17 protein-coding genes are annotated in these 16,961 nt (G+C 69.0%); 5 read left to right on the top strand and 12 right to left on the bottom strand.

The genetic code is table 11. The annotated features are described in order from the left end of the window. Positions 1 to 247: 247 nt before the first annotated feature. Both PQI07_RS16425 and copM read right to left on the bottom strand, forming a co-directional pair. Positions 248 to 1,684, bottom strand: a complete 1,437-nt coding sequence (locus PQI07_RS16425; protein ID WP_274926994.1) for a YncE family protein — start codon at positions 1,682 to 1,684, stop codon at positions 248 to 250. Continuing rightward, positions 1,681 to 2,133: a CopM family metallochaperone gene (copM, locus tag PQI07_RS16420; protein WP_012322153.1), complete on the bottom strand. Its 453-nt coding sequence runs from the start codon at positions 2,131 to 2,133 to the stop codon at positions 1,681 to 1,683. Before copM ends, PQI07_RS16425 begins: the two co-directional genes overlap by 4 nt. Before the next feature lie 181 nt (positions 2,134 to 2,314). Between copM and PQI07_RS16415 the strand changes: the two genes are divergently transcribed. The 5 genes from PQI07_RS16415 to PQI07_RS16395 all read left to right on the top strand — a co-directional run bounded on the left by PQI07_RS16415 (position 2,315) and on the right by PQI07_RS16395 (position 5,243). After that, the gene (locus PQI07_RS16415) at positions 2,315 to 2,698 is read left to right on the top strand and encodes a COG4315 family predicted lipoprotein (protein ID WP_012322154.1); all 384 of its coding nucleotides are present in this window, start codon (positions 2,315 to 2,317) and stop codon (positions 2,696 to 2,698) included. Between the two features lie 43 nt (positions 2,699 to 2,741). Continuing rightward, a complete protein-coding gene (locus PQI07_RS16410) occupies positions 2,742 to 3,251 on the top strand; it encodes an RNA polymerase sigma factor (protein ID WP_012322155.1) in 510 nt (169 codons plus the stop codon). After that, positions 3,248 to 4,054 (top strand): anti-sigma factor family protein, encoded by an 807-nt coding sequence (locus tag PQI07_RS16405; RefSeq protein WP_029358180.1) that lies wholly within the window; start codon positions 3,248 to 3,250, stop codon positions 4,052 to 4,054. The genes PQI07_RS16410 and PQI07_RS16405 overlap by 4 nt, the downstream gene beginning before the upstream one ends. After that, entirely contained in the window at positions 4,051 to 4,941 is an 891-nt protein-coding gene (locus PQI07_RS16400; RefSeq protein WP_012322157.1) for a LysR family transcriptional regulator, read from the top strand. Before PQI07_RS16405 ends, PQI07_RS16400 begins: the two co-directional genes overlap by 4 nt. 101 nt (positions 4,942 to 5,042) lie before the next feature. Then, positions 5,043 to 5,243, top strand: a complete 201-nt coding sequence (locus PQI07_RS16395; protein ID WP_274926993.1) for a hypothetical protein — start codon at positions 5,043 to 5,045, stop codon at positions 5,241 to 5,243. A 6-nt stretch (positions 5,244 to 5,249) separates the two neighbouring features. Here PQI07_RS16395 and PQI07_RS16390 read toward each other — a convergent pair whose 3' ends face one another. The 10 genes from PQI07_RS16390 to PQI07_RS16345 form a co-directional block, all read right to left on the bottom strand. Beyond that, positions 5,250 to 6,335, bottom strand: a complete 1,086-nt coding sequence (locus PQI07_RS16390; protein WP_274926992.1) for a molybdopterin-dependent oxidoreductase — start codon at positions 6,333 to 6,335, stop codon at positions 5,250 to 5,252. 79 nt (positions 6,336 to 6,414) lie between these two features. Next, positions 6,415 to 7,398 carry a beta-propeller fold lactonase family protein gene (locus PQI07_RS16385; RefSeq protein WP_012322160.1) on the bottom strand — a complete coding sequence of 328 codons (984 nt, stop codon included), beginning with the start codon at positions 7,396 to 7,398 and terminating at the stop codon, positions 6,415 to 6,417. A 184-nt stretch (positions 7,399 to 7,582) separates the two neighbouring features. Then, positions 7,583 to 7,921, bottom strand: a complete 339-nt coding sequence (locus PQI07_RS16380; protein ID WP_012322161.1) for a c-type cytochrome — start codon at positions 7,919 to 7,921, stop codon at positions 7,583 to 7,585. An 11-nt stretch (positions 7,922 to 7,932) separates the two neighbouring features. Next, the gene (locus PQI07_RS16375) at positions 7,933 to 9,156 is read right to left on the bottom strand and encodes a molybdopterin-dependent oxidoreductase (protein WP_012322162.1); all 1,224 of its coding nucleotides are present in this window, start codon (positions 9,154 to 9,156) and stop codon (positions 7,933 to 7,935) included. Between the two features lie 196 nt (positions 9,157 to 9,352). Beyond that, positions 9,353 to 10,492, bottom strand: a complete 1,140-nt coding sequence (locus PQI07_RS16370; protein ID WP_012322163.1) for an adenylate/guanylate cyclase domain-containing protein — start codon at positions 10,490 to 10,492, stop codon at positions 9,353 to 9,355. Between the two features lie 101 nt (positions 10,493 to 10,593). Further along, positions 10,594 to 11,655: a YeiH family protein gene (locus tag PQI07_RS16365; RefSeq protein WP_029358182.1), complete on the bottom strand. Its 1,062-nt coding sequence runs from the start codon at positions 11,653 to 11,655 to the stop codon at positions 10,594 to 10,596. A gap of 183 nt (positions 11,656 to 11,838) precedes the next feature. Then, entirely contained in the window at positions 11,839 to 12,453 is a 615-nt protein-coding gene (locus tag PQI07_RS16360) for a 2,3-bisphosphoglycerate-dependent phosphoglycerate mutase (protein WP_274927735.1), read from the bottom strand. 577 nt (positions 12,454 to 13,030) lie between these two features. Next, the gene (locus tag PQI07_RS16355; RefSeq protein WP_274926991.1) at positions 13,031 to 13,825 is read right to left on the bottom strand and encodes an alpha/beta fold hydrolase; all 795 of its coding nucleotides are present in this window, start codon (positions 13,823 to 13,825) and stop codon (positions 13,031 to 13,033) included. After that, entirely contained in the window at positions 13,822 to 15,528 is a 1,707-nt protein-coding gene (locus PQI07_RS16350; protein WP_274926990.1) for a GMC family oxidoreductase, read from the bottom strand. The genes PQI07_RS16355 and PQI07_RS16350 overlap by 4 nt, the downstream gene beginning before the upstream one ends. 4 nt (positions 15,529 to 15,532) lie before the next feature. After that, a complete protein-coding gene (locus PQI07_RS16345) occupies positions 15,533 to 16,918 on the bottom strand; it encodes a UbiD family decarboxylase (RefSeq protein ID WP_029357558.1) in 1,386 nt (461 codons plus the stop codon). Positions 16,919 to 16,961: the final 43 nt, after the last annotated feature.

Raw genomic sequence — 16,961 nt, 5'->3', positions numbered from 1 at the left:
AGCCCGTCGCTTGGCAGAAACGGGATGCCCCCCTGCCAGACGACGGTCCTTTTAGGTCTCCTTCTGGCCGAAAGCCGCCGGTCTGCTCCTGAGCAGAACTGCCAAAAAAGCGGACGATCTCCTACCGACCCAACTGCGCCGTAGAAGCAGTCCGACGTCGTTCTCGAAAGCAGACATCGAAACTGGGCTCGCGCCGCCAAGGTACTCTTATGAGTGTTCGCCTTCCGAACTAGCGCCCCCCACTCGATCAATCCACAGTCTGCATCTGGACGACACTGCCGAGTTCACCGGGCTTGCCCGAGACCACCACGAGGTAGCGCCGGCTAGCGCCGGCATCCGTGCGGGTGAACTGTCGGATCGGACCGATCGCGTTGACGATGGCCGCGCCGGCCGGGTTGGTCATGAAGGCGGCGAGCGGCTCCAGGCCGGTCGCTCCCTTCGGATCGGCGGCGAGCGCCAGCACGAAGGGCATCTTCGGGGGCAGTCCCGTGACCGCGGCCTGCAGCGTCTGCAGCACGCCCTGGTCGAACAGGGTGACCTGCGTCGCCGGCTTGCCATCGGAACCGGCGAGCGTCAGCGCGCTGGTCTTGCCGGCGGCTCCCAGCGGCTGGAGGTTCTGCTTTCCGTCGCCCTCCGGCACGGCGTTCGGGACGTAGGCGACGCCCTGCGGACCCTGCCCGACCGGCACCTCAGCGATCACCGTGTTCGACGCGGTGTCGATCACCGCCGCCGTGTCGGCGTTCTCCAGGCCGACATAGACGCGGCTGCCGTCGCCCGAGGGCCAGAGCCCGTGCGGCAGGGCGCCGGTCGCGATGGTGGCGACCTGAGAGAAGTCGTCGGTGCGGAACACCTTGACCTGGTTCAGGCCGCCGATCGTCACGTAGGCGAACTGGCCGGCCTTGGTCGAGACGATGTTGACGTGGTTGGTGATCGGCCCGGTCTCGATCGTCTTCAGCGGCGCGAAGGGCGGACGCGCCGAAAACACCTGGGTGCGGCCGACATCCTTGAGGGTGAACCACACCTGCTTGCCGTCCGGCGTCGCGGCGATGTCGGGGCAGAACGGGCTCTCCTGCTTCACGCGGCCGACGATGGTGTGGGTCTTGGTGTCGATGACGACGGTCTCGGGGCTGAAGCTGGAGCAGACGTAGCCGTAGGTGCCGTCCGGCGAGAAGATCGTCATGCCGGGCCCGTTCGGTACGGTGATCCGGCGGGTCTCCTTGGCGGTGGCGGCATCGAGCACCGCGATATGGTCCTCGCCGCGCACGCTCACCCAGACCTCTCGGCCGTCCGGCGTGAAGAAGGCTTCGTGCGGCGAGCGGCCGACATAGGCGGTGTGGCGGACCGCGTTGGTCGCCGTGTCGATGAAGCTCACGGAGTTCGAACCGATCGAGACCGCGAGCAGGGTCCTGTGGTCCGGCGAGAAGCCCATGCCGTGAACCAGAAGCTGCCCGCGATAGAGCGGGCTCAGGTTCATCGGCGTCGGGTCGCCGAGCCGGATCACTCCGAGCAGGGTGTTGGCGGCGGGATCGACCACCGAGACCGTGTTGGAGAACTGGTCGGAAGTGTAGAACCGATCCTTGCCGCTAACCGGCACGTCCGGGGCGGACGCTGCGCCCGGGGCCTGCCCGGCAAGCGCCGGGCCGGAGAGCAGCGCGAGGGCGAGGATCGTCAGGGCGGTCTTCATCGGCGGGTCTCCGAGGGCATGGCGGCGGGGGCCGCACCGTGGTCGTGGGAATGGGCCGCACCAGTCGATGGCTGCGGCGCTTTGGGAAGTCCGGCGAGCGCACGGCGCATCACATCGATCTCCTGGCCCTGCTCGACGACGATTCCCTGCGCGAGGCGAAGCAGGACCGGATCCTTGCCGTAGAGCAGCTCCGCCTTGGCCATCGCGATCGCGCCCTCGTGGTGGGGGATCATCATCGCGGCGAAATCGCGGTCGGGATCGCCCGAGGGCGGAACCATCATGTCGGCGTGCATCCGCGTCATCGACTGCGCCATCATCGCGTCGAACGACGTCGACGACGCGGCCGGCGGCTCGCTGGCGGCCAGCGTCGGGCGCATCATCATCCGGCCGCCGACGAGGCCGCTCGCCATCAGCGCCGCCGTCACGGCAAATCCCAATGCTCCGCGCATGCGGCCTCCTCCCGATCCGGTGTCGATGGAAGGGATGCCAGAGGACCGGCTTTATTCCGCGGCGGGGCCGAAAAAGCGTTCACGCCGATGGGATCGCCTTTTTTCGTGTGTCCGCGGAATAAAGGCGCCCGTTCCGCATCCCTCCCGATGCGGTCATGCTCGACCGCGGGAGACTTCACCCATGCGCAATCTGCTGATCCGCACCGCCTTCGCGGCTGTCGCCTTCTCCGCCGTGGCCGCCCAGGCCGCCGCGCCCGCCATGACGGCCGAGACCGCCAAGGGGCCGGCGCTCGTGGATGCCAAGAACATGACCCTCTACACCTTCGACAAGGACATGGGCGGCAAGTCGATGTGCAACGGCCCCTGCGCCGCCAACTGGCCGGCCCTGACGGCGGCCTCCGGATCGGCGGCCTCCGGCGATTGGACGACGGTGACCCGGGACGACGGCACGATGCAGTGGGCCTACAAGGGCAAGCCGCTCTACACCTTCGCCAAGGACACCAAGCCGGGCGACACCACCGGTGACGGCTTCCTCAACGGTGCGTGGCACATCGCCAAGCCCTGATCGGTGAATGCCCGGATCGGCTCCTTCTGATTGGGACACGTCGTTGGACGAGATCGCCGCCCTGATCGAACCGCAGATCCCGGCCCTGCGGCGCTACGCGGTCGCGCTGCTTCGGGATCGCGAAGCGGCGGACGACCTCGTCCAGGACACCCTGGAGCGGGCATTGTCCGCTTGGTCCGGGCGTCGCCGCGACGGCGACCTGCGGGCGTGGTTGTTCACGATCGAGCGCAACCTGTTCCTGGCCGCCGTCCGGCGCCGGGGCCGGCGCGGCGCCGATCTCGGCGCGGAAGCGTTGGAGCAGGTGCCGGATCCGAGCGCCGACCCGGGGGCAGCTTTGGGAGCCCGCGACGTGCTCGCCGGGCTCGACACCCTGCCCGAGGAGCAGCGCTCGGTGCTGCTCCTCGTGGCGGTGGAGGACCTGTCCTATGCCGAGGCGGCACAGGTGCTCGGGGTGCCGCTCGGCACGGTGATGTCGCGATTGAGCCGGGCGCGCACGCGGATGCGCGGATTTCTGGAGACGGGCCGGACAGGCCTGCTGAGGAGGGTTAAATGAGCGGGGATCCGCGCCCGGTCGGCGAGGACGACCTGCACGGCCTGATCGACGGCCGCCTTGAACCGGAGCGGCAGGCGCTGGTCGAGGCGTGGCTCGCGGGGAACCCCGCGCGTGCGGCTGAAGTCTCGACGGACCGAGTTCTGCGCGAGCGCCTGCGCGCCCGCCTCGCGCCGATCGCCGAGGAGGCGATCCCGGCGCGACTGCGGGTGGCCAACATCCGCTCGCGACACCTGTACCCTGGCGCAAGCTGGTTCCCCATGGCGGCTGCGGCCGTGCTCTGCCTCGCGCTCGGCGGCGCCGGCGGCTGGGTCGGCCATGCCCTGCACGGTGTGCCCGCGGTGGCGGTGGCGGAGGCACCGGCGACGCAGGACGCGGTCGCAGCCTTCCGCACCTTCGTGGTCGAGGCGGTGCATCCGGTGGAGGTGCGCGCCGACGAGAAGCCCCACCTCGTGACGTGGCTCTCGAAGCGTCTCGGTCACGCGGTCGCGGCCCCCGACCTCTCGGCGCAGGGCTTCCGGCTGATGGGCGGGCGCCTGTTGCCGGCTGGCACCGAGCCCGCGGCGATGTTGATGTACGACGACGACCGCGGCACCCGGCTGACGCTCTACAGCCGCGTCGGTGACGGCGACGGCCGCACACTCTTCCGCTTCGCCCGCGAGGGCGACATCGCTGCCTTCTCCTGGGTCGATGGTGGCATGTCCTACGTCGTCACCGGCCGCACCGACGAGGCCCGGCTGCTCACCGTCGCGCAGGCGGTCGATGCGCAGGTCCGCGGCCTCGCGCCGGATCGTCGGCAGCCATGACCCTCGACCAGCTTCGCATCTTCGTGGCGGTGGCCGAGCGGCAGCACGTGACGCGGGCCGCCGAGGCGCTGAACCTCGTCCAGTCGGCGGTCAGCACGGCGATCGCCAACATCGAGGGGCGGCACGCGACGAAGCTGTTTCACCGGGTTGGCCGCGGGATCGAACTGACCGAAGCGGGGCGCGTGTTCCTCGTCGAGGCCCGCGCCGTGCTCGCCCGGGCCGAGGCCGCCGAACTTGTGCTCGCCGACCTCAGCGGCATGCGACGCGGGACGCTGGCGCTCTACGCCAGCCAGACCATCGCGAGCGATTGGTTGCCGCGCCACCTCGTCGCCTTCCGCCGCACCTACCCTGAGATCGCCCTGCGCTTGGCCGTGGGCAACACCACCGACGCCGCCGACGCGGTGCGCGCCGGGCAGGCCGAACTCGGCTTCGTCGAGGGGGCGTTGGACGACCCGACGCTTGCGAGCACCACCATCGCGCGGGACCAACTCGTTCTCGTGGTCGCCCCAAACCATCACTTCGCCGGGGCGACCGCCCTCGCACCCGAAGACCTCGCCGGGGCCGATTGGGTGCTGCGCGAGGCTGGATCGGGAACCCGCTCGGCCTTCGAGGCGGCGCTCACGGAGGCTGGCCTCGCCCCGGCCCAACTCCGGGTCACGCTCGAACTGCCCTCGAACGAGGCGGTGCGCGCCGCCGTCGAGGCCGGGGGCGGGGCCACCGTCCTGTCCGAGACCGTGGTCGCCGCCGCGATTCGGGCCGGGACCCTGGTGCGGGCGGCGTTCGAGTTGCCAAGCCGACCCTTCCGGGTGCTGCGCCACAAGGAGCGCTACCGCAGTCGGGCCGCCGACGCGCTGCTCGAACTCATCGCAACGTCGGATCCCGGATGAGCGAGCCTGCGAAACCCGTGCCCCCCCCGACGACCCGCGGGTGAGGCTCGCCAAGGACCGGACTCGGCGTCGGCCTGGCCGCTTAGCGCTTCCTGCGGGAGGTGCTGGCGGTCTGGCCGCCGAAGGTGCTGTCGCTGACGCTGATCGCCTCATTCTCCGGCACCGTGTGGCGGGACCGGGCGATCCGGGCGCGACTCGCCCATGCCGAGATCCCGATGATGCCGCGCCTCCTCACCGTCGGGATCGCGGCCCTGCCGATCGCGATCTCGGTCCTCGCGGCCACCGCCCTGCTCCGGGCGTGAGGGTCATCAGGCGACGGTCACCCGCACCCGGTGCCAGGCGGCGCTGAGGTAGCCCTTGTAGTTCCAAGTGTCGTCGGGAGCGGCCGGCTGGGTCTGGCCGGCGGAATCCCAGGCCCGCACCGCGAGTTCGTGCTCGCCAGCGGTCAGCTCGCGCTCGATCTCCCAGAACGTCCAGGCGTAGGGCGCGTCGGCATCGCGCTCGATCCGGGCCTGCGCCCAGCTGCGGCCGCCATCCGTCGAGACGTCGACCCGGGCGACCGCGCGGTCGCTGGCGATGGCGTAGCCGCGGATCGCGTGCCGGCCGGCCTTCAACGCCGCGCCGCGGGCGGGCTCGCAGATCGCGCTGTTGAGCGGCATCGCCTCGATGGTGATGCCGTGGGCCGGCTCGGCGGTCTCGGCCGTCACGTCGGGCGGAAACAGCTTGTAGTCGTCGGCCTGCATCGGGTTGTCGGAGGGCCGGTCCTGCACCGTGATGCGGGCGAGCCATTTCGGGCTGCGGATGCCGGCAAATCCCGGCACCACCACGCGCAAGGGATGGCCGTGCTCGGGGGCGAGAGGCTCGCCGTTCATCGCGAAGGCAAGCAGCGTCTCGGGGGCCAGCGCCTTGGCGAGCGGGATTGAGGCGCCGAAGCGCGTGTCCGTGTCCGCGATCCGGTCGTGGCTCTCGAAGGCGACGTGGCGCCCATCATCCGCATCGATGCCGGCAGCGCGCAGCACGTCGGCGAGCCGCACGCCGGTCCATTCCGCGTTGCCGATGGCACCGGGCGCCCACGGATCGCCGGAAACCGGCGCCACAGCCAGCATGTCGGCCCGGCGATTGCCGGCGCATTGCATCACCGCCGTGACGGTGACGGGCGCGAAGCGCGCCTTCAGATCGGCGACGGAGAGGTCGAGCGGCGCGGCGACCATCCCGTCTACGGTCAGGCGGTAGCCGTCGGCGTCGAGGTCCGGGATGTCGCCGTGGCTGCGGACGTAGAAGTCGGCCTGGTCGGTGAGGAACGCCGCCCGAAGGCGATCGAGCGGCGGCTCGGCGTTGTAGGGCGCCTTTCCGTGCACGATGAGGCGGTCCTTGCGCTGGAACAGGCCGAGCATGGGGTCTTTGTCCTGCGTTCGTGACGGGTCGACACCGGGAACGCGCCGGGAGCCGAGTAGGCACCCGACGCGCGACGCTTCACGGCTTCATCGTCGAAACCACCGCGTTCTTCGCGCGATCGACCACGGCGACGCTGAGATCGCGGTTGAGGACGTAGGCGCGGGCGTTGTCGGTCGAGAACGCGATGGCTTGGCGCGGCTCGTTCAGGCCGGTCACCGTGGCGACGACGGTGAGTGTACCGGTGTCGATCACCGAGAGCGAATTGTCCTTGAGGTTGCCCGAATAGACGAAGCGCCCGTCCGGGGTCAGCGCGGCGCCGTAGGGGTCTTTGCCCACCGTGACTTCGGACGTGACCTTGCGGGCGGCGACATCGACCACGCCAACGGTGTTGCGGCCGCTGTTGGCGGCAAACAGCGTCTTGCCGTCCTTGGTGATCGAGATGGCGCGCAGCTTGTCGAACCCGGCGATCTCGCCGGTGATCTTGTTCGTGGCGGTGTCGACCAACGTGATCTTATCGCCGAGGAAGTTCGTCACGAACACGGTCTTGCCGTCGGGCGACAGCTTCACGCCCTGGCGCGGCTGCGCGAAGCCGGGGATCACGGCCTCCGCGAGCATGGTCTTGGTGTCGAACACGGTCAGCGTGCTCGCGGCCTCGTTGTTGACGTAGAGCTTGCCCCCGTCGGCCGAGAGCACGGTGCCGAAGGCCCCTGGCCCGGCGGCGAGAATGCCGACCTCCTTGCCTGTGGCGGTCTCGTAGATCGTGATCCGGCCGGTGCCGCTGTCGGAGACGTAGAAGCGGGTGCCGTCCGGTGCGAACACGATGTTGCGCGGCGTCACGAAGCCGTCGAGGCGGCGCAGCACCGTCCCCTTGGCGACATCGTAGACGATGACGGCGCTCTCCTCGCTGTTCGACACCGCGGCGACTGTGCCGGCAGCGTTCAGGGCCAGCGCGTTGTTCTTGATCGCGCCGTCGAAACCGGCGGCGGATCCGGGCTGGCCCTGGGCGAGGAGCAAGGCAGCTCCGGCGAGGAGGGCGCGCAGGCTGGAACGGACATGGGTCATGAAGCGTGTCTCTCGGGCATGCGCCCTCGTCCGGCGGCCTGGGGCCGGCCGTGCGGGCGGGTTCGAAATCGGATTGCGTCGTGCGGGACCGGTCCGGCCATGCATCGCCTCAAGGAGATGCCAGCGAGGGCGGTCTATTCCCCGAGGCCGGCGAAAAAACGCGGCGGCCTCGGGATTCGGGGGTTCAGGGCGTCGGCTTCAACGCCGTGAGGTAGTCGACGATGGTCTGCACGTCGGCCTGATCGACCGGCGCCTTGTAGACGTGGACCATCTTGTTCACGGTCTCGGTCCACTGCGCCTTCGTGAGCTTGGGCTGGGTCAGCACCATCCCGGCCGAGTGGCAGGCGAGGCAGTTGTTATTGACCGCCTCGGCCCCCGGCCCGTCGGGGAAGATCCGGTCGGAGGTCGGCATCTGGATCGATTGCGAGGTGAAGCGCATCGGCTCGGGGGCCGGGGCGGCGAGCGCGACCAGGGGAGACAGGGCGAGTGCGGCGATGAGGGCTGCCGGATGGATCGGGTTCATGGCTAATCTCCTCAAGCGGCCTGGAAGGACACGGTCTCGATGCCGTTCTGCATGAATCCGTTGGCGTTCCAGACCCGGTCCATGCCCTGCGCCACGCCGTTGGTGTTGGTGCAGCGGACCCTGACCGTGTGGGTTCCGGAGGCCAGTGCCGGCAGGCTGCCCTCGAAGCGGCGGAAGCTGTAGGGGCCCTCGTCCTTGCCGAGTTGCGCCGGGAACCACGTCGCCCCGCCGTCTCCGGAGAAGTCCACCGCCTTCACCCCACAATCGCCGCCGAAGGCGATACCGCGGATGGCCACCGGCGTTCCGGCCGCCACCTTGGCGCCGTCGGTCAGGTTGGTGACGAAGGAGCGCGGCACCATCCTGTTGATCGGTACCGTCTTGAAGCCGGTCTGGCCGGGCTTGATGTTGGCGCCCGGCACGTCCGGGATACGGTAGGCGGTCTTCATCCAGTACTGATCGTCGGGCTTGTCCAGCACCTCGATGTCGGACAGCATCTTGACCCAGTAGGTCGAGTACCAGCCCGGCACCACGAGACGAAGCGGGAAGCCGTTGAGCAACGGCAGCTGTTCGCCGTTCATCGCGTACGCGATCATCACCTCACCATTGTTGGCGTGGTCGAGATCGAGCGACTTCTTGAAGTCCGGCGCGTCGTCGACCACCGGCTCGTCGAGGCCGCTGAAACGCACCTGCACGGCACCGGCCTTCACCCCGGCCCTTTCGAGCACGTCCTTCAGCCGTACCCCGGTCCAGCGGGCGTTGCCCATCGAGCCGTTGGCCCATTGCGCGCCGGGAACCCGCGGCTCGAACAGCCCGCGGGAGTTGCCCGAGCACTGGTTGACCGCGGCGATCTCGAAGCGCGGCAGGCCGGCGATGGCATCGAGGGAGAGCGAGAGTTCCTTCTCGACATGACCGTGGACCTTGAGACGGAAGGTGCCGGCATCAACCTCGGTTGGGATCGAGGCCCAGTGCCAGCGCACGTAGAAGCGGTCGTTGGGGGTGAACACGCCCTCATCGAACACCGCAAACGGCGTCTCCAGCAGCGGCGGATGGGTACGCTGGAGGATCATCTCGCCCTTGCCGGGAAAGGCCGTCGTGAGATCCCGCACATCCGGGCCGCCGGGTAGCGGCAGCTTCACCGAGCCCGCGGCCCAGGCCGGCATCGCGGCGGCAAGGCTGCCGAGCCCGAGCCCGCCCAACAGGAGGCGGCGGTTCATCGGTCTGTCCAATCCGTGCATGGTCTCTCCCTTCAAAGTTCGTCGGCGTCGATGCGTTCGAGGGCACCGGACCCGTGGCGATTCCTTGCGACTAGGGAGATGCTACGGGATGCGTTTTATTCCCACCAACGGTCTTTCGCGATGCGAACGATCTCCCAACGCGATGATTTGAGAATTTTGGATCTCCGCGCCGGTGGTGCCAGATATCGTCTCGACGTCAGACCGCCGGTGCTTCGACAGGCGCGGTCCTGCGACACCCGAACAAGGCGTGACGCTCGGCGAAACCGCGAAGGGCGACAATGCCGAGCGGTTCGAGGGCATGCGCCAGGCCGTGGAGGAAGGTGTCGGTGGCGATCAGCGGCGTGTCGTAGGTCTTGCACAGGCGCTCGACGCGAGCGAGCACGTTGAGATCGCGGCCGATCGCCGTGAAGTCGACCCGGTCGCCGCCGCCGATATTGCCGTAGGCGACCTCCCCAACATGAAGTGCGACGCCGACCTCAAAGGCAGCCCTGTCACCGTCGCGCAGGGTCGCAAGCGCATCGAGTGCGGCCTCGGCGGCACGCAAGGCGGCACGGCGCGCCTCGGCCTCGTCGCGATCGGCATCGAACACGGCCAGCAGCCCGTCACCAATATACTTTAGCACCTCGCCGCCTTCCGCCTCGACGGCCGGCACGATGGCATCGAACATCCGGTTGAGGGCGGCCACGACATGGTCGGGGCTTTGCCGGTCGGACAGTTCACCGAACCCGCGCAGATCGGTCAGCATCATCGCGGCCCGCATGAGGCGTACGTCGCCGCGCCGCACTGTGCCGGCCAGGATTTGCCGCGCTGGGTCGCGCCCGACATAGGCGCTCAGGACCGCGCCAAGCATGTCGTCGAGCGCCTTGATTTCGAACAGCAGCGAGAACGGCTCGACCAGCGCCAGCAACGTCTCGATCTCGATCGGCGTGAAGCCGCCCGGTCTCGCCGTGGCCCAGGAGGCGGCACCCATGCGTCCACGCGCGGCGCGCAGCGGCGCGATGAGGTAGTCGGTCAGACCCTCGTTGCGAAGCTCGCCAAGCACGGGAAACGGCAGCGGCCCATCCCCGTCGAGACGGCATTGGAGTGGGGTCCGCGTCTCGACCACGTGCTCGACGGTGTTGCCGTGGAAGGTCGGCGTGCCCTCGATGCCGTGGCGGCGACGCAGGGCTAGGCTCGACGTTCCTGGATGCCAGACGCGCATCACCCACCGGAACGACGGATGCAGGGTCGGCGCGTGGGTGGTGGCGCGGGCCAGCGGCAGGCCGAGCCCCGAGAGGCACGCACTGAACCCATCGAGAAGGGCTGCCGCGTCCACCGCTTCGCGACCCGGCCCCATCAACCATCCCGTTGCCTGCGCGACTGCCTCGGATGAAGATTGGGACGAACGTGTCACGGCAATTCTTCCATCAAGGGGTGGGATCGATGCCTTAGCGCAGATCAGACGAGGCCGAGCACATGGATTAGGCCGAGGCTGACGGCGCCGAGGGCAAGGAGCGAGGCGATTACAGCGAGGGTCACCCGCGCCCCGGCCTTGGCGACGCTGCGCACGTCGACCCCGAGGCCGAGCGCCGCCATCGAGACCACGGTCAGCACGTTGGCGGTCTCCGACATCGGCGCGAGGGCGATCTGCGGGATCAGCCCGGCCGAGCGAAGTCCCGCGAGCGCCAGGAAGGCGAGGATGAACCACGGCACCAGGCGCTGGATCGCGAGGCCGCCGCGGGCCGGGCGGTCACCGGCGGTGACGCCGGGGGCGGCCTCGTCGGTCTCCTCGCGCAGCCGGCTCGCACCGAGCGAGAGCATCAGAACGACCGGCCCGAGCATCAGCACCCGGACGAGCTTCACCAGGGTTCCGACCTGGACGCTGAGCGCCGCGACCGGCGCGGTGGCGGCGAGGACCTGCGGCACGGCGTAGACGGTGAGGCCGGCGAGCACGCCGTACTGCATCGGCGACAGGCCGAGCAGCGGCACCAGCAGCGGCAGGCCGAGCACCACCAGCACGCCCAGCACCGCGGTGAAGGCGATGGAGGCGGCGACGTCCTCGCCGTCGGCGCCGATCACCGGGGCGGTGGCGGCGATCGCCGAGTTGCCGCAGATCGAGTTGCCGCAGGCGACGAGGATCGCCATGCGCGAATGCAGTCCGAGCGCCCGGCCGATGCCGTAGCTCGACAGGATCGCGACCACGACGACGCCCGCGATGCCGAAGAGCAGGCCCGGGCCGGCGGCGAGGATCGTCGCGAGGCTGAGCGACGCGCCTAGCATTACGACCGCGATCTCCAGCACGGTCTTGGCCCCGAAGGCGATGCCGGGAAAGAAACGCTGCGACGGGGTCCAGGCGGTGCGGATCGCGCTCCCGAGGAGGATCGCCAGCACCAGGGCTTCGAGCCAAGCGCGACCGAACAGGTGCGTCTCGACGGCTTCGAAGCCGACCGCTGCGGCGGTAACTGCCACGCAGAGGCCCAGTCCTGGAAGGATGGCTCTCGTGCCGGCCAGGGCACGCATCGATCGAGGGTGGGAGACAAGTCTGGGGGCGGACATGGGTGGCTCCGATGTGATGCCGGAGAATCCCACTTCCCTTTCATTCACTCCAACGGAATGATTAGATAATTCCCATCACTTAATTAGATCAAATGGGGATCCCTTCGAAGCGTGAGGCGACCCATTCTTGGGGGCCTACAGGCGGATTCAACCGTCGATCCAGCGGGCCTCGATCGTCGTGTCCGCAGCAAACTCATAGATCCTGACGGAGCCCGTCGCGAGTTCGAGGTGCTGGACCTCCGCCGGGCTGAGGTCGTCGAGCGCCATAACGAGCGCCCGCAGGCAATTACCGTGGGCGACGACGAGCACGTCCCCGCCCATGACCGCCGGTAGGATGGATCGGAGGTAGCATGGCACGATGCGGGCGACGGTATCGCGCAGGCTCTCACCGTTCGGCGGCGCCTCGGCGTAGGAGCGCCGCCAGGTCTCGATCCGCTCCGCCCCCCAGCGCGCATCGGCGGCGGTCTTGTCGAGCCCGCTGAGGTCGCCGTAGTCTCGCTCGTCGAGCGCGGCGAAGCGTTGAGGGATTAATCCGGGTTGCCCGAGCGTATCGAGGATAAGCCGGCCGCTCACGACGGCCCGCGTCAGCGTCGAGGTGAAGGCATCGGAAAAGCGCCAGCTGCGCTCGGCCAAACGCCGCCCGGCTGCCACGGCTTCTATCCGACCCTGCTCGGTCAAGGGCGAGTCCAGCAATCCCGTGAACAGACCGGATCGGTTGGCTACGCTCTGGCCATGCCGGACCAGCACGAGACGTCGCGTGATTGGGGCTTTGCGATCGTGAATCACTCTGTCTCCCAAGGCAACGCACTTTCGCGTCGGTCGCATCGCCTCTGATGAAAACGGCATCCGGCTTTTACGAACTTCGACCCTGAGATGGGTTGGACCGTCCATCCGGAGACGGCGATTCAGCCTAGGTCCGCTTTAGAACGTCTTGCGACCGAAAGCAGCCAAGCTGCTTCCCACCCACCCCAGTCATCCCGACGGGCCTACCGGTGAGACCGACACTGGCCGAAAGCGGCCGGTCCGCTCTGGAGGGGGCTTGCTGGAAAAACGGACAGCGTCTTACCCGATCCAATCCGGTCATTCCGTCGAGGACGTGAATTCGCCGAAAGCTGTCGGGCGGCAACGTGGGCGAACGGGCCCAGTACCACGGCTGGGCTTGGTCCTCGCCCGGATCCGGAAAGCTCGATCTGGGTGAGGCCTGGGAGGCAGGTGAGTCCAAATAACCCTGTCAACGAACCTAAGACCGCCTCCTGCCCCTCCCCACGGGACAGGGGCCGGCACCCGGCCTCGCGACAGTGTGTGTGTCAAGGCCAATCAGACCTTGTCTTGGGAAGACTTAATCTCTGTTCAAGACATGGGTGACGAAGCGGGCGATGACGTCGGCAGTTTCTGCCAACGCTTCGCGATGTGGGTGATGCCCAACATTCGGCATCTCATAAACAGTCAGCAGACCGGCGGGGCAAAGTCTGCGAGCGGCAGCAATCTGGGCCTTGGTTCCGTAAGCATCCTTCGTTCCCTGGATGATGAGTGCCGGGACGGTCCATCGCGTGAGGGCTGTCTCGATTGTCCATCCGCGCCGAGCCGGATCCAACCAAGCGTCGTTCCAGCCGCGAAAGGCGCCCTCGACATCGGTATGCCGACGACCGAGACGGACCTTCAGATCGCCCTTGTCGTAGGCGTCCCGGGCCCGTCGGGCCCCGGCCAGCGTCGCCTCCTCGACGAAGAAATGGGGCGCGATGAGGACGCCGCCCCGCACGCGGGTGTCGCCCTCCGCCAACGCGAGGGCCGCGATCGAGGCGCCATCGGAATGGCCGATCAGCAGGCCGCTTCGCAGTCCCGCGAGGTCGAAGACCTGGGGAAGTATGGTGCAAGCTTCCTGTTCGAGAAAGTCGGCCCGGCGGGGCAGAGGCACCGGGCTTGAGGCCCCGTAACCCTGCCGCGAGAAGGCCAGGACACCGCATCCGGTCGTCTCGACCAGAATTTCCGGCAGCGGGCCCCACTGCGTGGCAGAACCGAGACCCTCATGAAGCAACACCAGCGTCGGCGCCAAGTCCGGCTGCGGACCGACGAAACGGTATTCCAGCCGTAGGTCGGCCACCGCAAAGGTGCCGAATGTGTCGAGAGGGATCATCCCATCTCCACCATCATCCTCTCCGCGATCTTTTCCGCAATCATCAAGGTCGGGACGTTCGTGTTTGCGCTAGGAAGGCGGGGCATCACCGATGCGTCGGCGACGGACAGGTTCTCGGTTCCGATGACGCGCCCCCCCGGATCGACCACCGCGCCGGGATCGTCGGCCCGGCCCATGCGGCACGTACCGCTCGCATGCCAGACCCCGAAGACGTTGTCCCGGACAAAGTCGTCGAGAGCGCCATCGTCCTGGAGCACTGTCGCCCAGGCGTGGCCGCCTAGGACGGCGCGCAGCAGCGGGGCGCGCAGCATGGCCGGTGCATCGAACACGGGGGCGAGGAGGCCGGTGAGCCGCCGGTTGCGAGGGGAGACGGCGCTCAACCGGCGGATCAGCGGCGAATAGTTCGCGGGGAAGAGGTCGTCTGAGCGGGGGTTCAGGGTGGGCGAGACCACGAGGTCGCTGAGCAGCCGAATCCCCGAGGCGAGGCGTTCGAGATCGCGGCGATCCGAGAGCAGGCCGAGGTCGATGTCGGGCGGGCCGGATGGGTTCGCCGGATCGAGACGCAGGCGCCCGACCGAGTGCGGCTGGTTCACCCAGAGGAAGTAGAGCGCGAGGCGTCCGCCGAGGGCGTGCCAGCCGGCACGGGCGGAGGCGGTGAGATACATATCGGAGGCGCCGCCTCCGGGATGGCCGGACGTATAGCGCAGGGCCAGCAAGCTCGCGCGCCGGAAGGTCTCGGGTAGCCGGAGCGAGCGGGGAAGGACCTGGGCCATCGTCAAAGCGGGATGGTCCCGCAGGTTCTCGCCGACGCCCGAACGGGCCAGCCGGACGGGTATCCCGCAGGCGGAGAGCGCATCGCCCGGGCCGATCCCGGCACGCAGGAGCAGCACCGGCGATTGAAGAGCGCCGGCGCACAGGACCACGGAGGCGGCGCTCACTTGCTGCTCGCATCCGTCGCCCCGCCGCAGCACGGCCCCGGTCGCGCGGCGCCCGTCCATCACCAGCGAACGGACCTCGAGGCCGGCGGCGATGGTGAGGTTCGGCCGGGCCCGCGTCCCCACGTCCAGATACGCGGCGGCGGCCGAGACCCGCGCGTCGTCCCGGTTGGAGAAGGCCGGCGGGAAGATCCCGTCCTCGAACTCGCCGTTCTGATCGACGCGCCGGGGCAGCCCCGTCGCATCGAAGGCGCGGGCGACCGCATGGGCGAAGGGGGGCCATGCGGGCTCCAGGATGCGCCGGATCGGGAGCGGCCCATCATGGCCGTGCAGCGGACCGCCGCAATCGAGGTCGGTCTCGAGCCTGCGGAAATACGGCAGCACGTCGTCCCAGGCCCAGCCCTCGGCGCCGAGCGCGGCCCAGGCCTCGTAATCGCGGGGCAGCCCGCGGTTGGCCGCCTGGACGTTGATGCTGGACGAGCCGCCCATCACCCGGCCCTGCTCGTAGGCCCGCCGCCGCATGCGACCGCGGGAGTCGCGGGTGACCGCCGCGTCGAGCCCCGGCCAGATGTAGGTGTCGCCATGGAACAGCGGCATCGGATAGCTGTCGAGGATCTCCGCCGGCACCCGGCCCGGCGGTGTATCGATGCCGGCTTCGACGAGGAGCACCCGGCGCCGCGGGTCGGCGGAGAGCCGGTGGGCCATCACGCAGCCGGCAGAGCCCCCGCCGACGATCAACACGTCGACCGTTTCGGGCAAGGCGTTCACGGGATCAGCCGATCGCCGCGCGCCAGTCGGCGCCGGACGCGAGCACCGCGTCGAGATCGACCTCGGCCTCGCCGGGAACACGGATGCGCTTGAATTTCATGGGGGGCGCGTCGAGGGGAACGGTCGCGTCGAGACCCATCTTCGCGCCGACCCCCTCGCGGCCCGAGGGATCGAGCTTCGAGCCCTGGGCGTGAGGGATGACGACGAGGTCTCGGTCCGCCTGGAACCGCGTCGAGATCGCCCATTCGACTTCCTGCGGGGCGTGGATGTCGACATCCGTATCGACCACGACGGCGTGCTTGATGTCGTAGTGGGCGGCGAAGGCCCCGAGCAGCACGTTCTTGGCCTCGCCCTCCTGCGTCTTCCGCAGGCGGACGTAGAGGTGGTAACGGCCGACTCCCCCCAGGGACAGATGCACGTCCTCGACACCGGGGAAGCTGCGCTGGAGCGTCGCGAGGATCGTGGCCTCGCGGGGGATCGCCCCCAGCAACAGATGCTCCAGACCGCCCCCGACGATCATGTGGAAGATCGGGTCGCGCCGGTGCGTTACCGCATCGACCCGCATGACGTGCCGCTTGGCCCGCTCCCCGTAATATTGCGGAAACTCCCCGAACGGCCCTTCGGGCTCGCGGATTTCAGGCAGGAGGTGGCCCTCGATCACGATCTCTGCGTTCGCCGGAACGCGCACGCCGTTCGTCAGGCACTTGACCACGTCGAGGGGTTGGCCGGTGAGCGCCCCGGCGATCTCCAACTCGTCGTGGCCGAGGGGCACGATGGCCTGGGATGCGAGGAGGCAGGCGGGATCGACGCCGACCACGAGGGCGACTTCGAGGCCCCGGCCCTGGGCCTCGGCCTTGCGGTAGAAATTGTCGGTATGCCGGGGCAGGACCAGCACGCCGATCCTGTCCGGACCGCTGATCTGGCAGCGCAGGATGGCGACGTTCTGCAGGCCGGTCTCCGGGTCCCGGGAGATCATCAGGCCCGCCGAGATGTAGGGGCCGCTGTCGTGCTCGTTCAGAGTCGGCACCGGCAGGAGCTTCAGGATGTCGAGTCCCTCCCGGTGGACGACCTCCTGCGCGGGGGCGGAGTGGCGTTCGTGCCAGGGGAGCGGCTGGGCGGCGGCCTGCTGGAAATGGGCGACGAGGCGATCCTGCGTGGTGCCGAGGGCTTCCGCCATCCAGGCCCGGCTCGACACGAGGCCCGAGACGATGGTGCCCGGATGCCCCCCGGGCTGCGGAAACAGGCTGGCCTGCCGGCCGTCGAGGCGGTTCGCCACCGCCGCCGCCTCGTGGCGCAAGCCGATTCCCGGCCGCGCGATGGCGAGGCGCCCATCCCCGGACAGCCGATCGAGCCAGTCGCGGAGGGAACGAACGGGAGTGGGCGCGTTCATGCTGTCCTCACGGCGGGGTCGTCTGAACCAAGCTTGCCAGGGG

Source organism: Methylobacterium sp. 092160098-2, assembly GCF_028920805.1.
Taxonomy (GTDB): Bacteria; Pseudomonadota; Alphaproteobacteria; order Rhizobiales; family Beijerinckiaceae; genus Methylobacterium; species Methylobacterium fujisawaense.
Note: the sequence above shows the minus strand (reverse complement) of the source record. Positions and strands in the feature narration are given on the sequence as shown.

Excerpts from the sequence above, each read along its gene's own strand:
- PQI07_RS16405 (WP_029358180.1), top strand. The coding sequence starts at position 3,248 with ATGAGCGGGGATCCGCGCCCGGTCGGCGAGGACGACCTGCACGGCCTG.
- PQI07_RS16365 (WP_029358182.1), bottom strand. The coding sequence starts at position 11,655 with ATGCGTGCCCTGGCCGGCACGAGAGCCATCCTTCCAGGACTGGGCCTC.
- PQI07_RS16425 (WP_274926994.1), bottom strand. The coding sequence starts at position 1,684 with ATGAAGACCGCCCTGACGATCCTCGCCCTCGCGCTGCTCTCCGGCCCG.
- PQI07_RS16415 (WP_012322154.1), top strand. The coding sequence starts at position 2,315 with ATGCGCAATCTGCTGATCCGCACCGCCTTCGCGGCTGTCGCCTTCTCC.
- PQI07_RS16370 (WP_012322163.1), bottom strand. The coding sequence starts at position 10,492 with ATGGGGCCGGGTCGCGAAGCGGTGGACGCGGCAGCCCTTCTCGATGGG.
- PQI07_RS16390 (WP_274926992.1), bottom strand. The coding sequence starts at position 6,335 with ATGCTCGGCCTGTTCCAGCGCAAGGACCGCCTCATCGTGCACGGAAAG.
- copM (WP_012322153.1), bottom strand. The coding sequence starts at position 2,133 with ATGCGCGGAGCATTGGGATTTGCCGTGACGGCGGCGCTGATGGCGAGC.
- PQI07_RS16345 (WP_029357558.1), bottom strand. The coding sequence starts at position 16,918 with ATGAACGCGCCCACTCCCGTTCGTTCCCTCCGCGACTGGCTCGATCGG.
- PQI07_RS16380 (WP_012322161.1), bottom strand. The coding sequence starts at position 7,921 with ATGAACCCGATCCATCCGGCAGCCCTCATCGCCGCACTCGCCCTGTCT.
- PQI07_RS16400 (WP_012322157.1), top strand. The coding sequence starts at position 4,051 with ATGACCCTCGACCAGCTTCGCATCTTCGTGGCGGTGGCCGAGCGGCAG.
- PQI07_RS16385 (WP_012322160.1), bottom strand. The coding sequence starts at position 7,398 with ATGACCCATGTCCGTTCCAGCCTGCGCGCCCTCCTCGCCGGAGCTGCC.
- PQI07_RS16355 (WP_274926991.1), bottom strand. The coding sequence starts at position 13,825 with ATGATCCCTCTCGACACATTCGGCACCTTTGCGGTGGCCGACCTACGG.
- PQI07_RS16375 (WP_012322162.1), bottom strand. The coding sequence starts at position 9,156 with ATGCACGGATTGGACAGACCGATGAACCGCCGCCTCCTGTTGGGCGGG.